The organism is Priestia sp. FSL H7-0729 (assembly GCF_038005685.1).
Lineage (GTDB): Bacteria > Bacillota > Bacilli > Paenibacillales > Paenibacillaceae > Paenibacillus.
Genome location: NZ_JBBOTQ010000001.1, coordinates 129,419 through 144,155, shown reverse-complemented (window position 1 = coordinate 144,155; position 14,737 = coordinate 129,419). Strand labels below are relative to the sequence as shown.

15 protein-coding genes are annotated in these 14,737 nt (G+C 44.9%); 8 read left to right on the top strand and 7 right to left on the bottom strand.

Annotation, left to right across the window (positions count from 1 at the left end; translation table 11 throughout):
- The first annotated feature begins 184 nt into the window (after positions 1 to 184).
- Both MHH93_RS00630 and MHH93_RS00625 read left to right on the top strand, forming a co-directional pair.
- The gene (locus MHH93_RS00630; RefSeq protein ID WP_500052152.1) at positions 185 to 1,036 is read left to right on the top strand and encodes an AraC family ligand binding domain-containing protein; all 852 of its coding nucleotides are present in this window, start codon (positions 185 to 187) and stop codon (positions 1,034 to 1,036) included.
- Positions 1,033 to 1,974: a DMT family transporter gene (locus MHH93_RS00625; RefSeq protein WP_500052151.1), complete on the top strand. Its 942-nt coding sequence runs from the start codon at positions 1,033 to 1,035 to the stop codon at positions 1,972 to 1,974. The genes MHH93_RS00630 and MHH93_RS00625 overlap by 4 nt, the downstream gene beginning before the upstream one ends.
- 20 nt (positions 1,975 to 1,994) lie before the next feature.
- Here the strand turns inward: MHH93_RS00625 and MHH93_RS00620 are convergent, their stop codons facing one another.
- Positions 1,995 to 2,696, bottom strand: coding sequence for a pseudouridine synthase (locus MHH93_RS00620; RefSeq protein ID WP_500052150.1), 702 nt, complete (start codon positions 2,694 to 2,696; stop codon positions 1,995 to 1,997).
- 167 nt (positions 2,697 to 2,863) lie between these two features.
- Between MHH93_RS00620 and MHH93_RS00615 the strand changes: the two genes are divergently transcribed.
- From MHH93_RS00615 to MHH93_RS00595, 5 genes are all read left to right on the top strand, one after another.
- A complete protein-coding gene (locus MHH93_RS00615) occupies positions 2,864 to 3,496 on the top strand; it encodes a hypothetical protein (RefSeq protein WP_500052149.1) in 633 nt (210 codons plus the stop codon).
- Positions 3,497 to 3,847: 351 nt separating this feature from the next.
- On the top strand, positions 3,848 to 5,056 hold the full coding sequence (locus MHH93_RS00610; protein WP_500052147.1) for an MFS transporter: 1,209 nt from the start codon (positions 3,848 to 3,850) through the stop codon (positions 5,054 to 5,056).
- Between the two features lie 90 nt (positions 5,057 to 5,146).
- Complete coding sequence (locus MHH93_RS00605; protein WP_500052146.1) at positions 5,147 to 6,385, top strand: aspartate aminotransferase family protein; 1,239 nt, start codon at positions 5,147 to 5,149, stop codon at positions 6,383 to 6,385.
- A 192-nt stretch (positions 6,386 to 6,577) separates the two neighbouring features.
- Complete coding sequence (locus MHH93_RS00600) at positions 6,578 to 7,627, top strand: zinc-dependent alcohol dehydrogenase (RefSeq protein ID WP_500052145.1); 1,050 nt, start codon at positions 6,578 to 6,580, stop codon at positions 7,625 to 7,627.
- Between the two features lie 71 nt (positions 7,628 to 7,698).
- Positions 7,699 to 8,436: an HAD family hydrolase gene (locus MHH93_RS00595; protein ID WP_500052144.1), complete on the top strand. Its 738-nt coding sequence runs from the start codon at positions 7,699 to 7,701 to the stop codon at positions 8,434 to 8,436.
- Between the two features lie 140 nt (positions 8,437 to 8,576).
- Here the strand turns inward: MHH93_RS00595 and MHH93_RS00590 are convergent, their stop codons facing one another.
- The 4 genes from MHH93_RS00590 to MHH93_RS00575 form a co-directional block, all read right to left on the bottom strand.
- The gene (locus MHH93_RS00590; RefSeq protein ID WP_105599263.1) at positions 8,577 to 8,759 is read right to left on the bottom strand and encodes a YjfB family protein; all 183 of its coding nucleotides are present in this window, start codon (positions 8,757 to 8,759) and stop codon (positions 8,577 to 8,579) included.
- A 314-nt stretch (positions 8,760 to 9,073) separates the two neighbouring features.
- Positions 9,074 to 9,958: a Cof-type HAD-IIB family hydrolase gene (locus MHH93_RS00585; protein ID WP_500052143.1), complete on the bottom strand. Its 885-nt coding sequence runs from the start codon at positions 9,956 to 9,958 to the stop codon at positions 9,074 to 9,076.
- Positions 9,959 to 10,033: 75 nt separating this feature from the next.
- On the bottom strand, positions 10,034 to 10,492 hold the full coding sequence (locus tag MHH93_RS00580; protein ID WP_500052142.1) for an SMI1/KNR4 family protein: 459 nt from the start codon (positions 10,490 to 10,492) through the stop codon (positions 10,034 to 10,036).
- Between the two features lie 56 nt (positions 10,493 to 10,548).
- Positions 10,549 to 11,079 (bottom strand): GNAT family N-acetyltransferase, encoded by a 531-nt coding sequence (locus tag MHH93_RS00575; RefSeq protein WP_500052140.1) that lies wholly within the window; start codon positions 11,077 to 11,079, stop codon positions 10,549 to 10,551.
- Positions 11,080 to 11,289: 210 nt separating this feature from the next.
- On the opposite strand from MHH93_RS00575, the gene MHH93_RS00570 reads away from it, so the two are divergent.
- Positions 11,290 to 12,450: a S8 family peptidase gene (locus MHH93_RS00570; protein ID WP_500052139.1), complete on the top strand. Its 1,161-nt coding sequence runs from the start codon at positions 11,290 to 11,292 to the stop codon at positions 12,448 to 12,450.
- 117 nt (positions 12,451 to 12,567) lie between these two features.
- On the opposite strand, the gene MHH93_RS00565 is transcribed toward MHH93_RS00570, so the two are convergent.
- Together MHH93_RS00565 and MHH93_RS00560 are read right to left on the bottom strand one after the other, a co-directional pair.
- Positions 12,568 to 12,966: a RidA family protein gene (locus MHH93_RS00565; RefSeq protein WP_500052137.1), complete on the bottom strand. Its 399-nt coding sequence runs from the start codon at positions 12,964 to 12,966 to the stop codon at positions 12,568 to 12,570.
- A 316-nt stretch (positions 12,967 to 13,282) separates the two neighbouring features.
- Positions 13,283 to 14,725 carry a 6-phospho-beta-glucosidase gene (locus MHH93_RS00560; RefSeq protein ID WP_500052136.1) on the bottom strand — a complete coding sequence of 481 codons (1,443 nt, stop codon included), beginning with the start codon at positions 14,723 to 14,725 and terminating at the stop codon, positions 13,283 to 13,285.
- Positions 14,726 to 14,737: the final 12 nt, after the last annotated feature.

Sequence of the window (14,737 nt, the reverse complement as noted above, 5' to 3'; positions counted from 1 at the left end):
TGTAGGTTTGAACTCATGAATCAACTATACTATGCAAAGGGCTCGCTTTCCCTCCGGGATTGCGGGTATTTTGTTTTTGGAGATATCTATACGATCGAACACTTCGAACAATAGCAATATCGTTCAAGAAAATTCCTTCCTAGCAATCTATAATGACCTTAACATACCAGAAAGAAGGTGCATCATGATTCGGGAAGTCCGGACTGTGGTATTTGATACCGACTTACAGCTAGAAGCTTATCAGTTTGAAGGCATTATGCAGAAGTTTCCCAATCACTTTCATGACTATTATGTCATTGGATTTATTGAGCAAGGCAAGCGTCATCTCGTCTGCAACAATGAAGAATACATTTTGAATAGCGGAGACATGATTGTCTTTAATCCACTTGATCCTCATGCCTGCGAACAGGTCGATGGCAGAACGCTCGATTATCGCTGTATCAACGTCCAGCCTGAGGTTATGCGTGAGTATGCGAGAGAGATTACCGGACAAGCATACTTACCACGGTTTACATCCCCCGTTCTCTACCAAAGTGAACTTGTGGGTTCCCTGCACGAGCTTCATCAGATGATTCTGGAGGAACAATCGGATTTCTGCAAAGAAGAACGGTTACTCTTTCTGCTGGATCAATTGATGCGTGATTATTCAGATGCTAAACCGCCTGTTTCCACTCAGGATGTCACTATAGAGATCAGACGCATCTGTGAGTACATCGAATCTCGTTACATGGAGAGCATCTCATTAAACGAGTTAGCCGACTTGACGGAGATGAGCAAATATCACCTGCTGCGTTTGTTCACTCGCCAGAAAGGCATATCACCCTACCGCTACCTGGAGACGATTCGTATTAACCAAGCCAAACGATTCCTGGAACAAGGTCAGCTTCCCATTGAAGTTGCTGCACAGACAGGATTTAGCGACCAGAGCCACTTCACGAATTTTTTCAAAAAACTGATTGGCCTGACGCCCAAGCAATATAGACGTATCTTCAATCATGATTCGGAGTTGAAACGAGCCACCACTAACATCGTATGACAAGTCATCTTGGACATCAAAACACTAAAGCCTCTACCGGACATTTACTCGCTTTATTTACCATATTGATCTGGGGCACTACCTTTGTCTCGACAAAGGTTCTGCTGATTGACTTTACCCCAGTGGAAATTTTGTTCTTCCGCTTCCTGATTGGGTATTTGGTGCTCGTGTTGATCTATCCGCGTTCTCTGCGGACCTCTTCATTCAGGGAAGAGTGCTTGTTTATCGGAGCAGGCACATGTGGAGTGACTCTATATTTTCTCATTGAAAATATTGCGCTGGTGTACACAACCGCTTCCAACGTGGGTGTTATTGTCTCCATTGCCCCGTTCTTCACTGCCGTGCTCGCACATTTCTTCCTGGATGGTGAGAAGTTAACACACCGCTTTCTTATGGGATTTGGGATTGCCTTGAGCGGCATCCTACTCATCGCACTGAATGGCAGTTTCGTGCTGCAACTGAACCCGGTAGGTGATCTGCTTGCTTTTGTAGCACCTGCGGTATGGGCGATTTATTCAGTATTCATGCGTAAAATTGGCCAGCTCGGCTTCCACACCATTGGTGCAACCCGCAAAGTATTTTTCTATGGCCTGATCTTTATGCTGCCAGCTCTATTCCTGTTCGAATTCCATTGGGAACTCGGGCGCTTCACAAGGTTGACCAATCTTTCTAATCTTCTGTACCTCGGTCTGGGTGCCTCAGCATTGTGTTTCGTGACCTGGAACCGGGCTGTAAATCTTCTCGGAGCTATGCAAACGAGTGTATATATCTATCTGGTGCCAGTCATTACTGTCCTGTCATCTGCACTCGTTCTTCGGGAACAGATCACCTGGGTGATTGTAACTGGTGCGTTCTTAACCCTATTCGGCTCTTACATTTCAGAGCGCAAAGCACACAAGCTTAACAACAAAAAAAACACTAATCCGCTGAGGGGTTAGTGTTTGTTTCAGTGTTTGCTTCATTTTATCTCATTCAATTGAGACAGCAGAATTTCCAGTTCCTCTTGCTCCAGATGACGCCATTGCCCCCGCTCCAGTTGATCCAGCGTAATATTCATAATTCGCACGCGCTCCAGCTTCAATACGCGGTACCCCAAAGCTTTGCACATTCTCCGGATCTGCAGGTTGAGACCCTGTGTCAGAATAATACGAAACACATTTTCACTTTGCCTATACACTTCGCAGGGCTTGGTCACCACGTCCAGAATTTCAACACCATCAGACATGGACTTTACAAATTCCTCGGTTATGGGTTTGTCCACAGTCACTACATATTCTTTATCATGATTATGCTCCGAACGCATCATCTTGTTCACAATGCCTCCGTCATTCGTAAGTAAAATCAACCCCTCAGATGCCTTATCCAGCCTGCCTATCGCAAATATGCGAGAAGGATAATTCATATATTGAATGATGTTCCCCTCCACATGTTCTGCTGCTGTGCAGACAATACCGATCGGTTTATTCAGAGCAATGTAGACAGGTTCGCTGTCATTACGAGGAATCTCCTTGCCATCAATGAGTACCACATCATGAGGTTCAACATGCGCCCCTTTTTCACATACCCTGCCATTGATCGTTATGCGTCCGGCTGCAATTAATCGATTCGTTTCCCTACGGGAGCAGAATCCCGTTTCACTTATGTATTTGTTAATTAACATGTGTCACCACTTCTCATCTGTTTACTCCTGCAAGAGTTAGTACCTTGTACTGATTCTCATTCCACATCATCTCATTTATACTGAAATGAAGCAATGAATGCTTATATGAAAACATATAGAGCAGTACATAGGGAAAGCCAAAATACACACTGAAGGGAGTTTTACACATGTACAAAGTTACTCGATTTACAGTTGACCCCGATGATCCAAACCAAGACTCTGGCATGTGGATTGGTGGAGAAATTGCATACGTTGCAGACTGGCCGCTCAACCCTGAGGGGCAACCTCTATTACATCTGTTCTCCATCAATTGCAACACACTTTCACAGCAGGTCCATATCCCTTCTATACCACAAGATAAATATATCTCGGTCTTCTCGACTTACTCCGCTTCCGAATACTTTCTGGATCAGGTAACCTATACGGGAGATGAACTGGAGTGGAACGAGAATATTCTCGCCGGATGCACTTATGTCTCGGTATCTTCGCATCCACTTACTTCCGTATGTCCCGTGCCACCCATTCCGTTAAACGGCGTACGTTTGATTGAAATGGAGTTAGACGAACAGGAATTCCCTGCATTTTCATTCTTCTCCCCCACTTTACCAAACGGTGTGAAAGGAATCGACCACCTGGTAGAGGAATATCAACTGGTGTGTCAGATATATTCCGGAGATTTTCCTGAACCATATCGAGATGTATTGGGTCTTCCTGATGCAAACGGTTATTTATTTTTGCGAAAAGGTCCAGCATCTGCTCACGCACCATTCGCTGGAATTTTCTTTGTGCAGACTGCTTAATGGTGACAAGTGTTTCAGGTCCATCATATAGAACGGCTTGTCAGAACGTTTCCTGTCTACTTTGACAGGGGACGTTTTTTTAATATTCGCACGGTTTACAACTCTCGTTCAATACAAGTGACATCACTGTTAATAGGTCATAAAAAGGTCAAATACATTGATCGGATCTGTGTTTTCGACACGAAATCGTTTTAGGAAAAAATATAACACAATAAATATTTCCAACCTTCAAAACTTAACATTATTTTACAATAAAAAGCATGTACATTTGGGCATTTATGGTATAAGTTATATATGAAATAAACATTAATTACATAATATAAAATTTTTATCCAACTAGGAGGTGGGCTTTTGAAAAGAATATTCGCTCTAAGCTGCGGTTTTTATCTGTTAATCGGCATAACCAGCGTTGTGCTCGGTGCACTTCTCCCTGTTTTATTGTCACATTATGAACGCGGTTACAGTGATGGCGGATTTTTGTTGTTTCTGCAGTTTCTTGGATTTCTTGTCGGTGTAATTGTAGCTCCTGCCCTGACAGCCCGTATCGGAAGAAAAGCTATGCTGACCCTTGCCCTGATCTGTATTGTAGCCGCTTATACATTACTCGGTTTTTTACCATCCTGGTCTGTAGTTCTTCTTCTCACGATTATCGTAGGTTTCGGTTCAGGTATCATCGAACCCTCTGTAGGTGCATTCACAATCGAATTCACTGAGAATCAAAAGGCGGTCGCCATGTCCAAGCTGGATGTCTTCTTTGCTCTTGGAGCACTTCTCATCCCGGCTGTTGCTGCTTTATTCATCTGGATGGATCTGTGGCATCTTACTTTTTATACGGTGGCCGTGTTGTCACTGGTTCTCATGCCGCTGTGGATCACTATGCCCCGGCCAGCCGCACTTTATCTGAAACAGGCTGGCGAGAATATAGTGGCACATGCAGCAGGTAAAGCCCAATATTCGAGAAAACATCTGGGTCTGCTGACGATCTTTGTCATCTTCTTTTTCATCTACATGGGATTGGAATTGGGATTGATGAACTTCCTGCCCTCCATACTCGTAGAACGACTGCAACTTCAGGAATCTGTCGCATCGCTGAGTGTCTCCATCCTGTGGATTGCGATGATCATCGGTCGTCTTTTCTCCGGAAAAATAGCCGAATCCGTCAACTATATGCCTTTCCTGATCTGGAGTACGGTTGGCACGCTTTTTTTTACGGTCGCTATGGTATTTGTAACTGGACAGTGGGCAACGTATGTGCTCATCTTTGGAACCGGTCTGTTCATGTCAGGGCTTTTCTGTATCGCACTGGTCTACGCAAATGTTCTGATTCCCGGTATGACCGAGCGGACAACCAGTATCCTAATCGCATCGGGTGGTATCGGAGGTGCCATCTTGCAGTATGTGACTGGATGGAGTATGAGTACATGGCCTGTCGTGAATACGATCTGGATTTTGGCCGGATTCTGTCTGATCTTGCTTGTTACTTTGATGGTCTCTCATCTATGGACTGTAAAAAACAATGCAGTACGTGCTGCTCTCGCACAACATAGCAAGGAAATGTAAACATCGTTTCTTAAGGGAGGTGATGCCCGCATCATCCGGGATTGTTGAGCTTCGTTCGAGCTAGTACACCATTATATTGGAGGAAATCGTATGCAAACTTTAACCAACAACCGCTTCATAGCCGGAAAAGGGATTAAGTTGATTGACGATTCAGGTGTTGAATACCTGGATGGCGTGTCGGGCACGTTCAATCTGTCACTGGGCTATAATCACCCACATGTTGTCAGCAAAATTCAGGAACAAGTCGGCAATCTGACGCATATGTCTTCCTCCTTCACCGAACCGTACGTAAATGAAGTACTTGATCACTTAATCGAATATGCTCCAAACGACATTAATGCCGGATGGATGCGGGATATCACTGGTTCAACTGCCAACGAATGTGCAACCAAAATTGCACAGAAGTATACCGAATCGACAGACATCATCAGCCTGTATCTGTCCCATCATGGGCAGACCCAATTTGCCACCGGGATTTCGGGGAATGCCTTCCGGCGGAAACGCTTCCCCAATTCGGCTGTGGCTAACGCTGTCCATGTACCTGCCCCATACTGTTATCGTTGCCCATTCAAATCCTCAAATGGAGACTGCGGCTATCAATGTGTTGAAGCTATATCTGATGCGATAGAATATGCAAGTTCCGGCTCAGTCGCCTGTATGATTATTGAACCCATTCTCGGGAATGGCGGCAATATTATCCCTCCCGCCGGATATTTCAAACGACTGCGTAAATTGTGTGATGAACACAACATGCTTCTCATTGCCGACGAGGTACAGACCGGCATTGGTCGTACGGGAACCATGTTTGCCAGCGAACTGTTTGATATCCAGCCTGACATGATTACCCTCGCGAAAGGTCTTGGCGGAATCGGCGTTCCTGTTGCTGCTGTATTAATGCAATCCCGATTGAATGTGCTCGAAAAACACGAACACTCCTTCACCTCTGGAAGCAATCTGATCTCCGTAACCGCTGCCAAATCCACCCTGGAGGTGGTATCCGAACCCGGATTTCTCGATGCCGTGAAACGCAAAGGTGTAATTCTGGGTGAATTGCTGCATGAATTGGCTATGAAATACCCAAGTATCGGGGAAGCTCGTGGCGTAGGGTTAATGTGGGGGTTGGAGATCGTAGGTGACGGTAATGAACCGGATACACTTAAAACCAATGCCATTGTTGACCGCGCTTTTACAGATGAGCATCTGATCTTGAGAAGTTCAAGATATGGCTTCGGTAACGTGGTTAAGGTCCGACCTTCCCTCACCACAACCGAAGACGAACTGGTAGAGATTGTGGAGCGGCTGGATTCGGTAATTGCCAGCGTGCATTAAAACATTTCAATTCAACTGTTCGAAGTGGTCGTTCCGGTTACAGCTTTCTTTCAGAAAGCTTTGAGGCAAACGCTGCGCTTCTTCAGAATCGATTTCGCCCCCTTCACTACTTTCGTATCTTGTCAGAAACTGTTTTAAGATGAATCGCTATATTTATATTTATATTTTATATAATTACAAGGAGGTTATATCATGCTTGCATTGGTATACAAATCAGCCTGGGATGTCGTGCTTGAGGAACGACCTGTCCCGGAAATTACAAGAGATAATCAGGTGTTGGTTCGTATTCGTGCGACAGGTGTATGCGGTACCGATCTCGGTATTGTCAGCGGCAAATATCATGCGGTCCCTTCGGTCATTCTCGGTCATGAATCTGCCGGGGAAGTCATTGATGTTGGCTCTGCGGTAACGACATTGCAACCGGGTGACCGTGTTGTGATCGATCCTACCTACTATTGCGGACAGTGTGACATGTGCAGAACAGGCAGACAAAATCATTGCACACATAAGTCCGTTACAGAGACAGGTGTAAGTGCTGACGGGACATTTACGGATTATTATGTGACCGAAGATCGCTTTTTGTACAAATTGAAGGATCATGTGAGCTATGAGGAAGCGACTTTGACGGAACCGCTCAGCTGTATGCTGACGGGGATTAATCAGATCCATCTACTGCCGAATTTCAGAACGATCATCCTCGGTGCAGGCCCGATTGGCATTCTGTACAGCTACGCGCTCGCTTCCAAAGGCGTTACCGGCTGTCTCGTCGACATCTCGGAGGAACGCTTAGCGATTGCCGGCTCTATTGCACCAGATCGTTGGGAGGTTCATTCATCCTTCGAAAATGCAATCGAATCGATGTCACCCGCAACCCATCAGGTCGATATGATTGTCGATACAACAGGTGTTGTAGGTACACAAGTGCTTTCCCAGCTTGCCAGTGGCGGTTATCTGATGTTGGTAGGTCTAAGAGATGGAAATACGTCCTTTAATCCAAAAGAAGTCGTGGACCGCAGTCTTAAAATTATTGGTTCCATCGATTCTCTGGGAACATTTGCAACCGCACATTATATGATTGAACAAGGGATTATTCCGGCAAAAAAAATCATCACCCACTCCTTCCCGTTGGAGGATTACGAAGAGGCTTTCCGCACACTTGGCTGCGATATTCAGGGACGCACACTTCAAGCCTCTTCACAAGCCATTAAAGTTGTGCTGCAATCCAGTGGTTCCAGTTTCTAAAGTGGAGCATTAGCAAGGAATGGATTAGATTAGAGATATAGGTATACACAATCCTGGAGGAGGAATACAACATGGTAGCAAACCAAGAGTTTGGCGGACTGGGAGCGGCCGATGATGACATCATTCAAGCAGTCATTTTTGATATGGATGGTGTACTTATTGACAGCGAACCGATATATTTTGAGATTGAGCGCAGCTCTTTTGCCCATTTTGGCGCAGTAATGACCGAAGAAGAACACCATACTTATGTTGGAGTTACGCTGGAGTCCATGTGGCAGCAAGTATTGGACAAACATCAACTGACGGCTACGCTAGAAGAAGTATTGGCTTATCATCAGCACAATGTGATGCAAACCATGCTGGCTCATTCGAACTTGATGGCAATGCCTTCCGTGGAACGCTGGTTAAGCTGGCTGCATGAGCAACACATTCCCATAGCTGTTGCTTCTTCCTCTCCACGTGCACTGATTGATTTGATCATGGAGAAGACTGGACTTGGGCGATACTTTGAGGTACGAATGACCGGTGAGGAAGTCGAAAATGGCAAGCCGGCACCAGATATTTTCCTGACGACAGCTGAAATGATTGGCGCATCCCCGTCAAATTGTTTGGTGATTGAGGACTCTCGTAATGGTGTTCAGGCGGCCAAAAGTGCAGGCATGCGTTGCATTGGCTATCACAATCCGGGATCAGGCAACCAGGACTTGTCTAAAGCCGATCTTCAGATTTCCAGTTACGATGAGTTATGGACTTTGAAGGATACGTTGTCCTTTGAAGGCAGATTGCCAAGCCTGGCGAAGCTACGCTAGCCGAAGTAAGTCTGGAAGTAAACGCCTAAACATATCTATGGAAAAAACAACCCGACCCGCTTCCATTCTTTCGAATAGGAGCGGGTCGGGTTTTGCTTGCTGCAATGGGTGTTACATTAAAACACATGCTGTAATATCAATTAAACCGAAAGATCGAGACTTCCACCCAGATTGGGATGAGGAGCAGGTACAGACTTCAACATCTCCGTCATCTGCTGGCCTTGCTGCTGTGCCATGTCTTTTGTAATTGACATCACTTGCAAGCTTGCCGACTGTACGACTGAAGCTTGGCTCATTGCCATTGATAATGCTGCAATATCCATGATCTGTGCTCCTTTGTCTATCTTACTTTTGGGCGTACTTAATATATATCGGTTAATGGGGATCAAATGTTGAAGGAATAACACAACTCTACATATATTTAAGCAGACTTCATTGGTTTTAGTTGATATGTTAAACTCATTTGGGAGAGATGATCATGAATGGAAAAAAGTTCGTTGTTTTTTTCACGCTACTATGCGGTGGTTTCCTTGGAGCTTTCGGCATATTTATCTACTGGGTCTTGTCCGGTATCATGAAATAAAACACATGCCAAACAGGCAACTGCCTATCCGGGAGTTGCCTATCTCATTTCACTTTATACACTCATGTATAAGTTTACTTCCCCCTCAATCAATCCATACTTCACAAAACTATGATACAATCCATCTTCCTCTACTGTACCAGTAATATCATCTGCAATGGCTTTCAGACCTGGCTTTGCATTGCCCATGGCGATGCCGACGTTACAAAACTCCAGCATCTCGGCATCATTCATGCCATCCCCGATAGCAAAAGTATCCTCCTGCGACATGCCCAGATGTTTCAACAGATCGGCTATTGCAATAGCTTTGTGAATGCCAGGGATCATCAGCTCACCACTTCCTTCACCAAAGATCGGCACGGTGCACTGAATGACTTCAAATTTGCCTTCAAACTCCTGCTTGATTCGGTCAAACGGGATCACCGAGCTCTCCAGGAAACATACTTTGTTCACGTCATCCTTGTACAGGTCCGCCTCTCCATAGGTCAATCCGGCAATAAAAGGATGCGGTTTCAGCTCTTTTTTCTCTCTGGCAACCGGATCATTCTCCACATCTCCATAGATGCGGCGTTCCAAGTGAGGTTGAAGATTGCTACTTGCATACAGAGCCGAATTGGATTCAAGATAGAAGTCAATCCCATGTTCATTGAAGAAATCGACCATATGACGTACATCTTCTGCTGTCACCCTTTTATGATACAGCACGTCCTTACCAAACTCCACATAGCCCCCACCCGCACCAATAAGACCGTCAAATCCGACATCCCAGATGGAATCATAGATTTCTGCCTTGGAGCGACCTGTACATAAATAGATCAGATGCCCATTCTCTCTGGCCTGTTTACATGCCTTCTGTGCGGACAACGGAATGTTTCCGTCATCATCTACCAAAGTGCCATCAATATCAATAAAAACAATTTTCCGCTTCGTATCTTGCATCTGCTTTTACCCCCATCATGTATGTTGTCTATGTCTATACGAGCGAGTTCCGACAGTCATTTCCCTTACACAAAATTATTTATTCCGTGGTGTTCGCTGATCGATCAACTTCTCCAAAAATCCGGCAAAAGAATCAGCGTATACTTCAGGTTCCCCATTAAAATAATCCAAACGCATCACTTTATACTCCCCAAGGTGATCAGCCGTCTGCGTATCAAAGTAGTAATATTCATCCTCGTCCGGCACAAACAGCTCCAGTTTCCCTTCCTTCTTTGCGTCTTCATCGGCAAGTCGGTATCTATACAAAATGTCAACATCCGTAAACTCTCGGTGTTCCGAAGAAGTAATCGTCAGAATTTCTGTTCTGCTTAACAACGCTTGACCATAATTCAGAAGCCACCAGCGATACGATGGAGGTAACGAAAAACCCAACTCTTGTTCAACTTCAACAATCCAGCTCTCTTGAACTTGATGATTCGGAAACCAGCGTATAGCCTCGGTGTGCTCCAGCTTCTCAATCAGACTTGAATACATGGATAGATCTCCCCCAATACTATCAAAATATTATTTTCCTTCAATACATTCCAGTGTCACTTACATGCCAACTTGTCCATATGTACCGTCTGCCAGTCATCGTCCTGTTCAGCAATAACCGTAAACCCTTGGCGTTTCCAGAAATCTACGGCCCCTGGCAAGAAGCGATGTGTATGCAAATACAGCGTCGTATAGTGCATATCCTTCACCACATTCTCCAGTTCTTTAACCAGCATCGAACCAATGCCGTATCTGCGATACGCAGGATCTACATAACATTTCACAATTTCGGCTGCAGACTGGGCTGCATATCGACCGTCCACGACTTCAATACGTCCATCATATGGTAATATTCCAATCGTTCCTACAATGCCCGCATCCCCCATCATTGCAACGAGAAAAATCGATTCATCGGAGTCCAGGTAATGTTGCGTGAACTGCTCGAAGTCCACAGGTAACTTCGCGTGGTCCATCATAGGAAACACTTCTCTACGTACACGCATGGCAAAATCAATGGCATCATGAATCTGGTGTGCCTGAACTGGTGTGACTGTCGGTATATTCTGAAGTTGTGTCAATACATCCACATTCCTTATCCTCTGTATTAAGAGCTCCTGCTGGCCGTTCCATGAATCTTATTCCTGCCAGATCCGCTCCCTTCTTCTCATCTTACCGAATTTATCCGGCACTATCAATCTATCTACACTACTAACCAAATTGAATAAATGCCCTCGCAGTCTGATAGAGTTTGCATACGATAAGGCGTGTCACAATCCATATTGGAGGGAGAAACGCTCATGTGGTTATGGTTAGGAGTCTTCGGTTTCATTTTGTCAACAATCATCTTGATCGTGTATCGTTATCTGGACCAACGTGCCGAGAGCAAGTTTCACCCTCATGCTCCCAAGCAGCTCTTAGTCAAATTCAAGGAAGGTACAACGGAGGATGAGATGCACACCCTTCACAAAAAAGGGAGATGTAAGGTCGCTGAGACCTATGCAGATTTAGGATGGTACCGTGTGGAATCCCGCAAAAAAATGCACCGGATGCTTAAACACTACAAAGGTCATACGGTTATTGAACATGCAGAGCCGAACTATCTTGTTGAGGCATCTTTCACACCTAATGATCCGTTCTTTCCTTACCAGTACAACCTGTCAAAAATTAATGCACCCGCCGCATGGGACATTACTCAAAGTAACAGCTCTGTCAAAATCGCCATTATCGATACCGGTGTACAGTTGAACCACCCAGAATTGGCCTCCAAGCTTCTCCCCGGTTATGATTATGTTGATTATGATAACATCCCTGAGGATGGAAACGGTCACGGCACCCATGTGGCCGGGATCGCTGCCTCTGTTACCAACAATGGTGTAGGTATCGCAGGTGTTGCACCACTCGCATCCATCGTTCCGCTCCGGGTACTGGATAACAACGGGCAAGGAACGGTAGGTAATGTCGGTAACGGGCTTGTCTACGCTGCCAATAATGGTGTACAGGTTGTTAACCTAAGCCTAGGTGGTCCGATGGGAGATGCCTTCCTTCAAGCTGCCGTACAGTATGCTTGGGATCGTGGAGCTGTGATTATTGCCGCAGCCGGTAACGACAACACTTCATTCCCGATTGTACCCGCATCGTATCCCAACGTAATTGCTGTCGCTTCAACCAATCCCTCCGATCTCAAATCCAATTTCTCCAACTATGGTTCTTGGGTCGATATGGCGGCACCGGGTGATACCATTCTATCCACATACCTGGGAGGTTCCTATGCCTACCTTAGCGGTACGTCCATGGCTGCCCCTCATGTGGCTGGAGTAGCTGCACTTCTCGCTGCACAAGGGAAAACAAATGCTCAGATTCGGGATGCGCTGTGTTTCGCTTCTGACCCGGTATCAGGCTCCGGGATCTACTGGACATATGGTCGTTTGAATGCTTATCAGAGCTTGCAGGTGCCATAATACACCTACTATCGTTCATGATTATTCTAAGGCATACCTTTCTATTTTTTACCAATAAAAAAAACGAAGGGCATCTGTAATTGAGATGCTCCTTCGTTTGTTAAAACGTATTCCTTATTAAACTTTTGCCGCCCAGAGTTCAATTTCAATTTTAATCTCCGGTAGACCTAACTCCGTAATATATCCAATCGTCATTGCAGGATAATCCGTACTGAATAGTTGTCCCCACTCGGCATATAAGAAATCCCAATCGATTTTCTCGGTTGCCCATATGTTAACTTTGATAATATGTTCAGCATCTAAATGCTCGGATGCGAGCACCGTTTTAATATTAGTAAACGTATTGGTAACTTGCTCATTGAGACTCTCTGGAAAGAGTCCGCTGCGATCTGCTCCAATTTGACCCGAAGTCACAAATAACTCTGCATTCCTCGGGATTCTTGTAACATGCGTGTACTGACCTACAGGAGCTGGCATATTTACTGGATTTTTTCTAGTAATTTTGTCCATATTCATTTGTATTACCTCGTCATTTCCTAAGATTTTTCTGCGTTATTTCCTAGTTTTCTTCCGATTTTGGGCAGACTCCACCCTTGGAATAGATTCTAGAAAAAGACAGCAGTGGAGTATCCATATCCCGAAGATATAAACGCAAGTGATTTTTTCTTCATGAGTGGATGCTCCTCCCTTCTGAAGTGACAAGATTCTCTTCATATTTGTTATTATATCCAAAACCCACATTATGGGTCAAATTCGTCCACTTATAAACAAAGAGCAATCCCGTAGTAACGAGACTGCTCTTTGTTTATTTTATAGCGTCGGACACCTCGTATCAGAAATATTGTGCACCATTATTCGCAATAACATCTTTGTACCAGTGAAAACTCTTCTTTTTCACTCTGCGAAGTGTGCCCGTGCCATCATTATTTCTGTCTACATAGATATAGCCATAACGTTTTTTCATCTCTCCAGTACCCGCACTGACCAGGTCAATCGGTCCCCAGCTCGTGTAACCCAGAAGTTCTACCCCATCTTGAATCGCTTCAGCCATCTCGGCAAAATGACTATTCAGATATTCGATGCGATAGTCATCTTCAACGACATCATTGTCTAACAACACATCGGTTGCCCCAAGTCCATTTTCTACGATAAACAACGGTTTGCCATAGCGGTCATGAAGCTGATTACACGTAATTCGAAGCCCCTTAGGATCAATCGTCCATCCCCATTCGGATGCTTTCAGATACGGGTTCTTCACTGAACCAAATACATTACCCTCAGTCGAATCTTTCAAAATCTCAGGGTCCACACTGGTGCACCGGCTTGCGTAATAGCTAAAACCGATATAATCGACCGTGTTCTGCATCAATATCTCTGCATCTTCCGGTTGCATCTCAACCCGAATGTCATTTTCCCTGAAAAATCTTTTGGTATAACCCGGATATGCTCCCTTCGACTGCACATCGATGAAGAAGAACGACTCGCGGTCTTTCTCCATAGCCTTCCATACTTCATCCGGGTTAGAGCTATATGGATAGACCATTCCAGCCGCTAGCATACAGCCGATCTGTGCACCAGGAATAATCTCATGACAAGCTTTAACCGCAAGTGCACTGGCTACCAATTCATGATGTGCTGCCTGATACAGAACCTGATCTTTGTTTTCATCATCCTGCAGAACAATACCCGCTCCAATGTACGGGAGATGCAGCAACATATTAATCTCATTAAACGTCATCCAGTATTTCACTTTATTCCTGTATCGATTGAATAGCGTCGTCGCATATTTCTCAAAGAAACCAATCATCTTACGATTCTTCCAACCGCCGTAAGTCTCGACCAGATGTACAGGTACATCGAAATGGCAGATCGTTACCACAGGTTCAATGTTATATTTTAATAACTCATCAAAGACATCATCATAAAATTGCAAGCCTGCTTCGTTTGGCTCCGCTTCATCACCATTAGGGAAAATCCGTGCCCAGGCTATGGAAAGCCTGAGGCACTTGAATCCCATTTCTGCAAATAACGCAATATCTTCCTTATATCGATGATAGAAGTCAATCGCTTCATGGGAAGGATAGAATTCCCCTTCTTTTGGCTCATATGAATCCAGGTTACCCAGAGCAATATTCCATCGATTGGCACCAATCGGAATTAGATCTACAGTAGTTAACCCTTTGCCACCTTCCAGATAGGCGCCTTCCAATTGATTCGCTGCGGTTGCTCCTCCCCAGAGAAAATTCTCCGGGAAGGCTGTAAATTTATCATTCATTGAGGAGTTCCT

Coding starts and splice junctions, on each gene's coding strand:
- MHH93_RS00630 (WP_500052152.1), top strand. CDS start 185: ATGATTCGGGAAGTCCGGACTGTGGTATTTGATACCGACTTACAGCTA.
- MHH93_RS00625 (WP_500052151.1), top strand. CDS start 1,033: ATGACAAGTCATCTTGGACATCAAAACACTAAAGCCTCTACCGGACAT.
- MHH93_RS00620 (WP_500052150.1), bottom strand. CDS start 2,696: ATGTTAATTAACAAATACATAAGTGAAACGGGATTCTGCTCCCGTAGG.
- MHH93_RS00615 (WP_500052149.1), top strand. CDS start 2,864: ATGTACAAAGTTACTCGATTTACAGTTGACCCCGATGATCCAAACCAA.
- MHH93_RS00605 (WP_500052146.1), top strand. CDS start 5,147: ATGCAAACTTTAACCAACAACCGCTTCATAGCCGGAAAAGGGATTAAG.
- MHH93_RS00600 (WP_500052145.1), top strand. CDS start 6,578: ATGCTTGCATTGGTATACAAATCAGCCTGGGATGTCGTGCTTGAGGAA.
- MHH93_RS00595 (WP_500052144.1), top strand. CDS start 7,699: ATGGTAGCAAACCAAGAGTTTGGCGGACTGGGAGCGGCCGATGATGAC.
- MHH93_RS00590 (WP_105599263.1), bottom strand. CDS start 8,759: ATGGATATTGCAGCATTATCAATGGCAATGAGCCAAGCTTCAGTCGTA.
- MHH93_RS00585 (WP_500052143.1), bottom strand. CDS start 9,958: ATGCAAGATACGAAGCGGAAAATTGTTTTTATTGATATTGATGGCACT.
- MHH93_RS00580 (WP_500052142.1), bottom strand. CDS start 10,492: ATGTATTCAAGTCTGATTGAGAAGCTGGAGCACACCGAGGCTATACGC.
- MHH93_RS00570 (WP_500052139.1), top strand. CDS start 11,290: ATGTGGTTATGGTTAGGAGTCTTCGGTTTCATTTTGTCAACAATCATC.
- MHH93_RS00565 (WP_500052137.1), bottom strand. CDS start 12,966: ATGAATATGGACAAAATTACTAGAAAAAATCCAGTAAATATGCCAGCT.
- MHH93_RS00560 (WP_500052136.1), bottom strand. CDS start 14,725: ATGAATGATAAATTTACAGCCTTCCCGGAGAATTTTCTCTGGGGAGGA.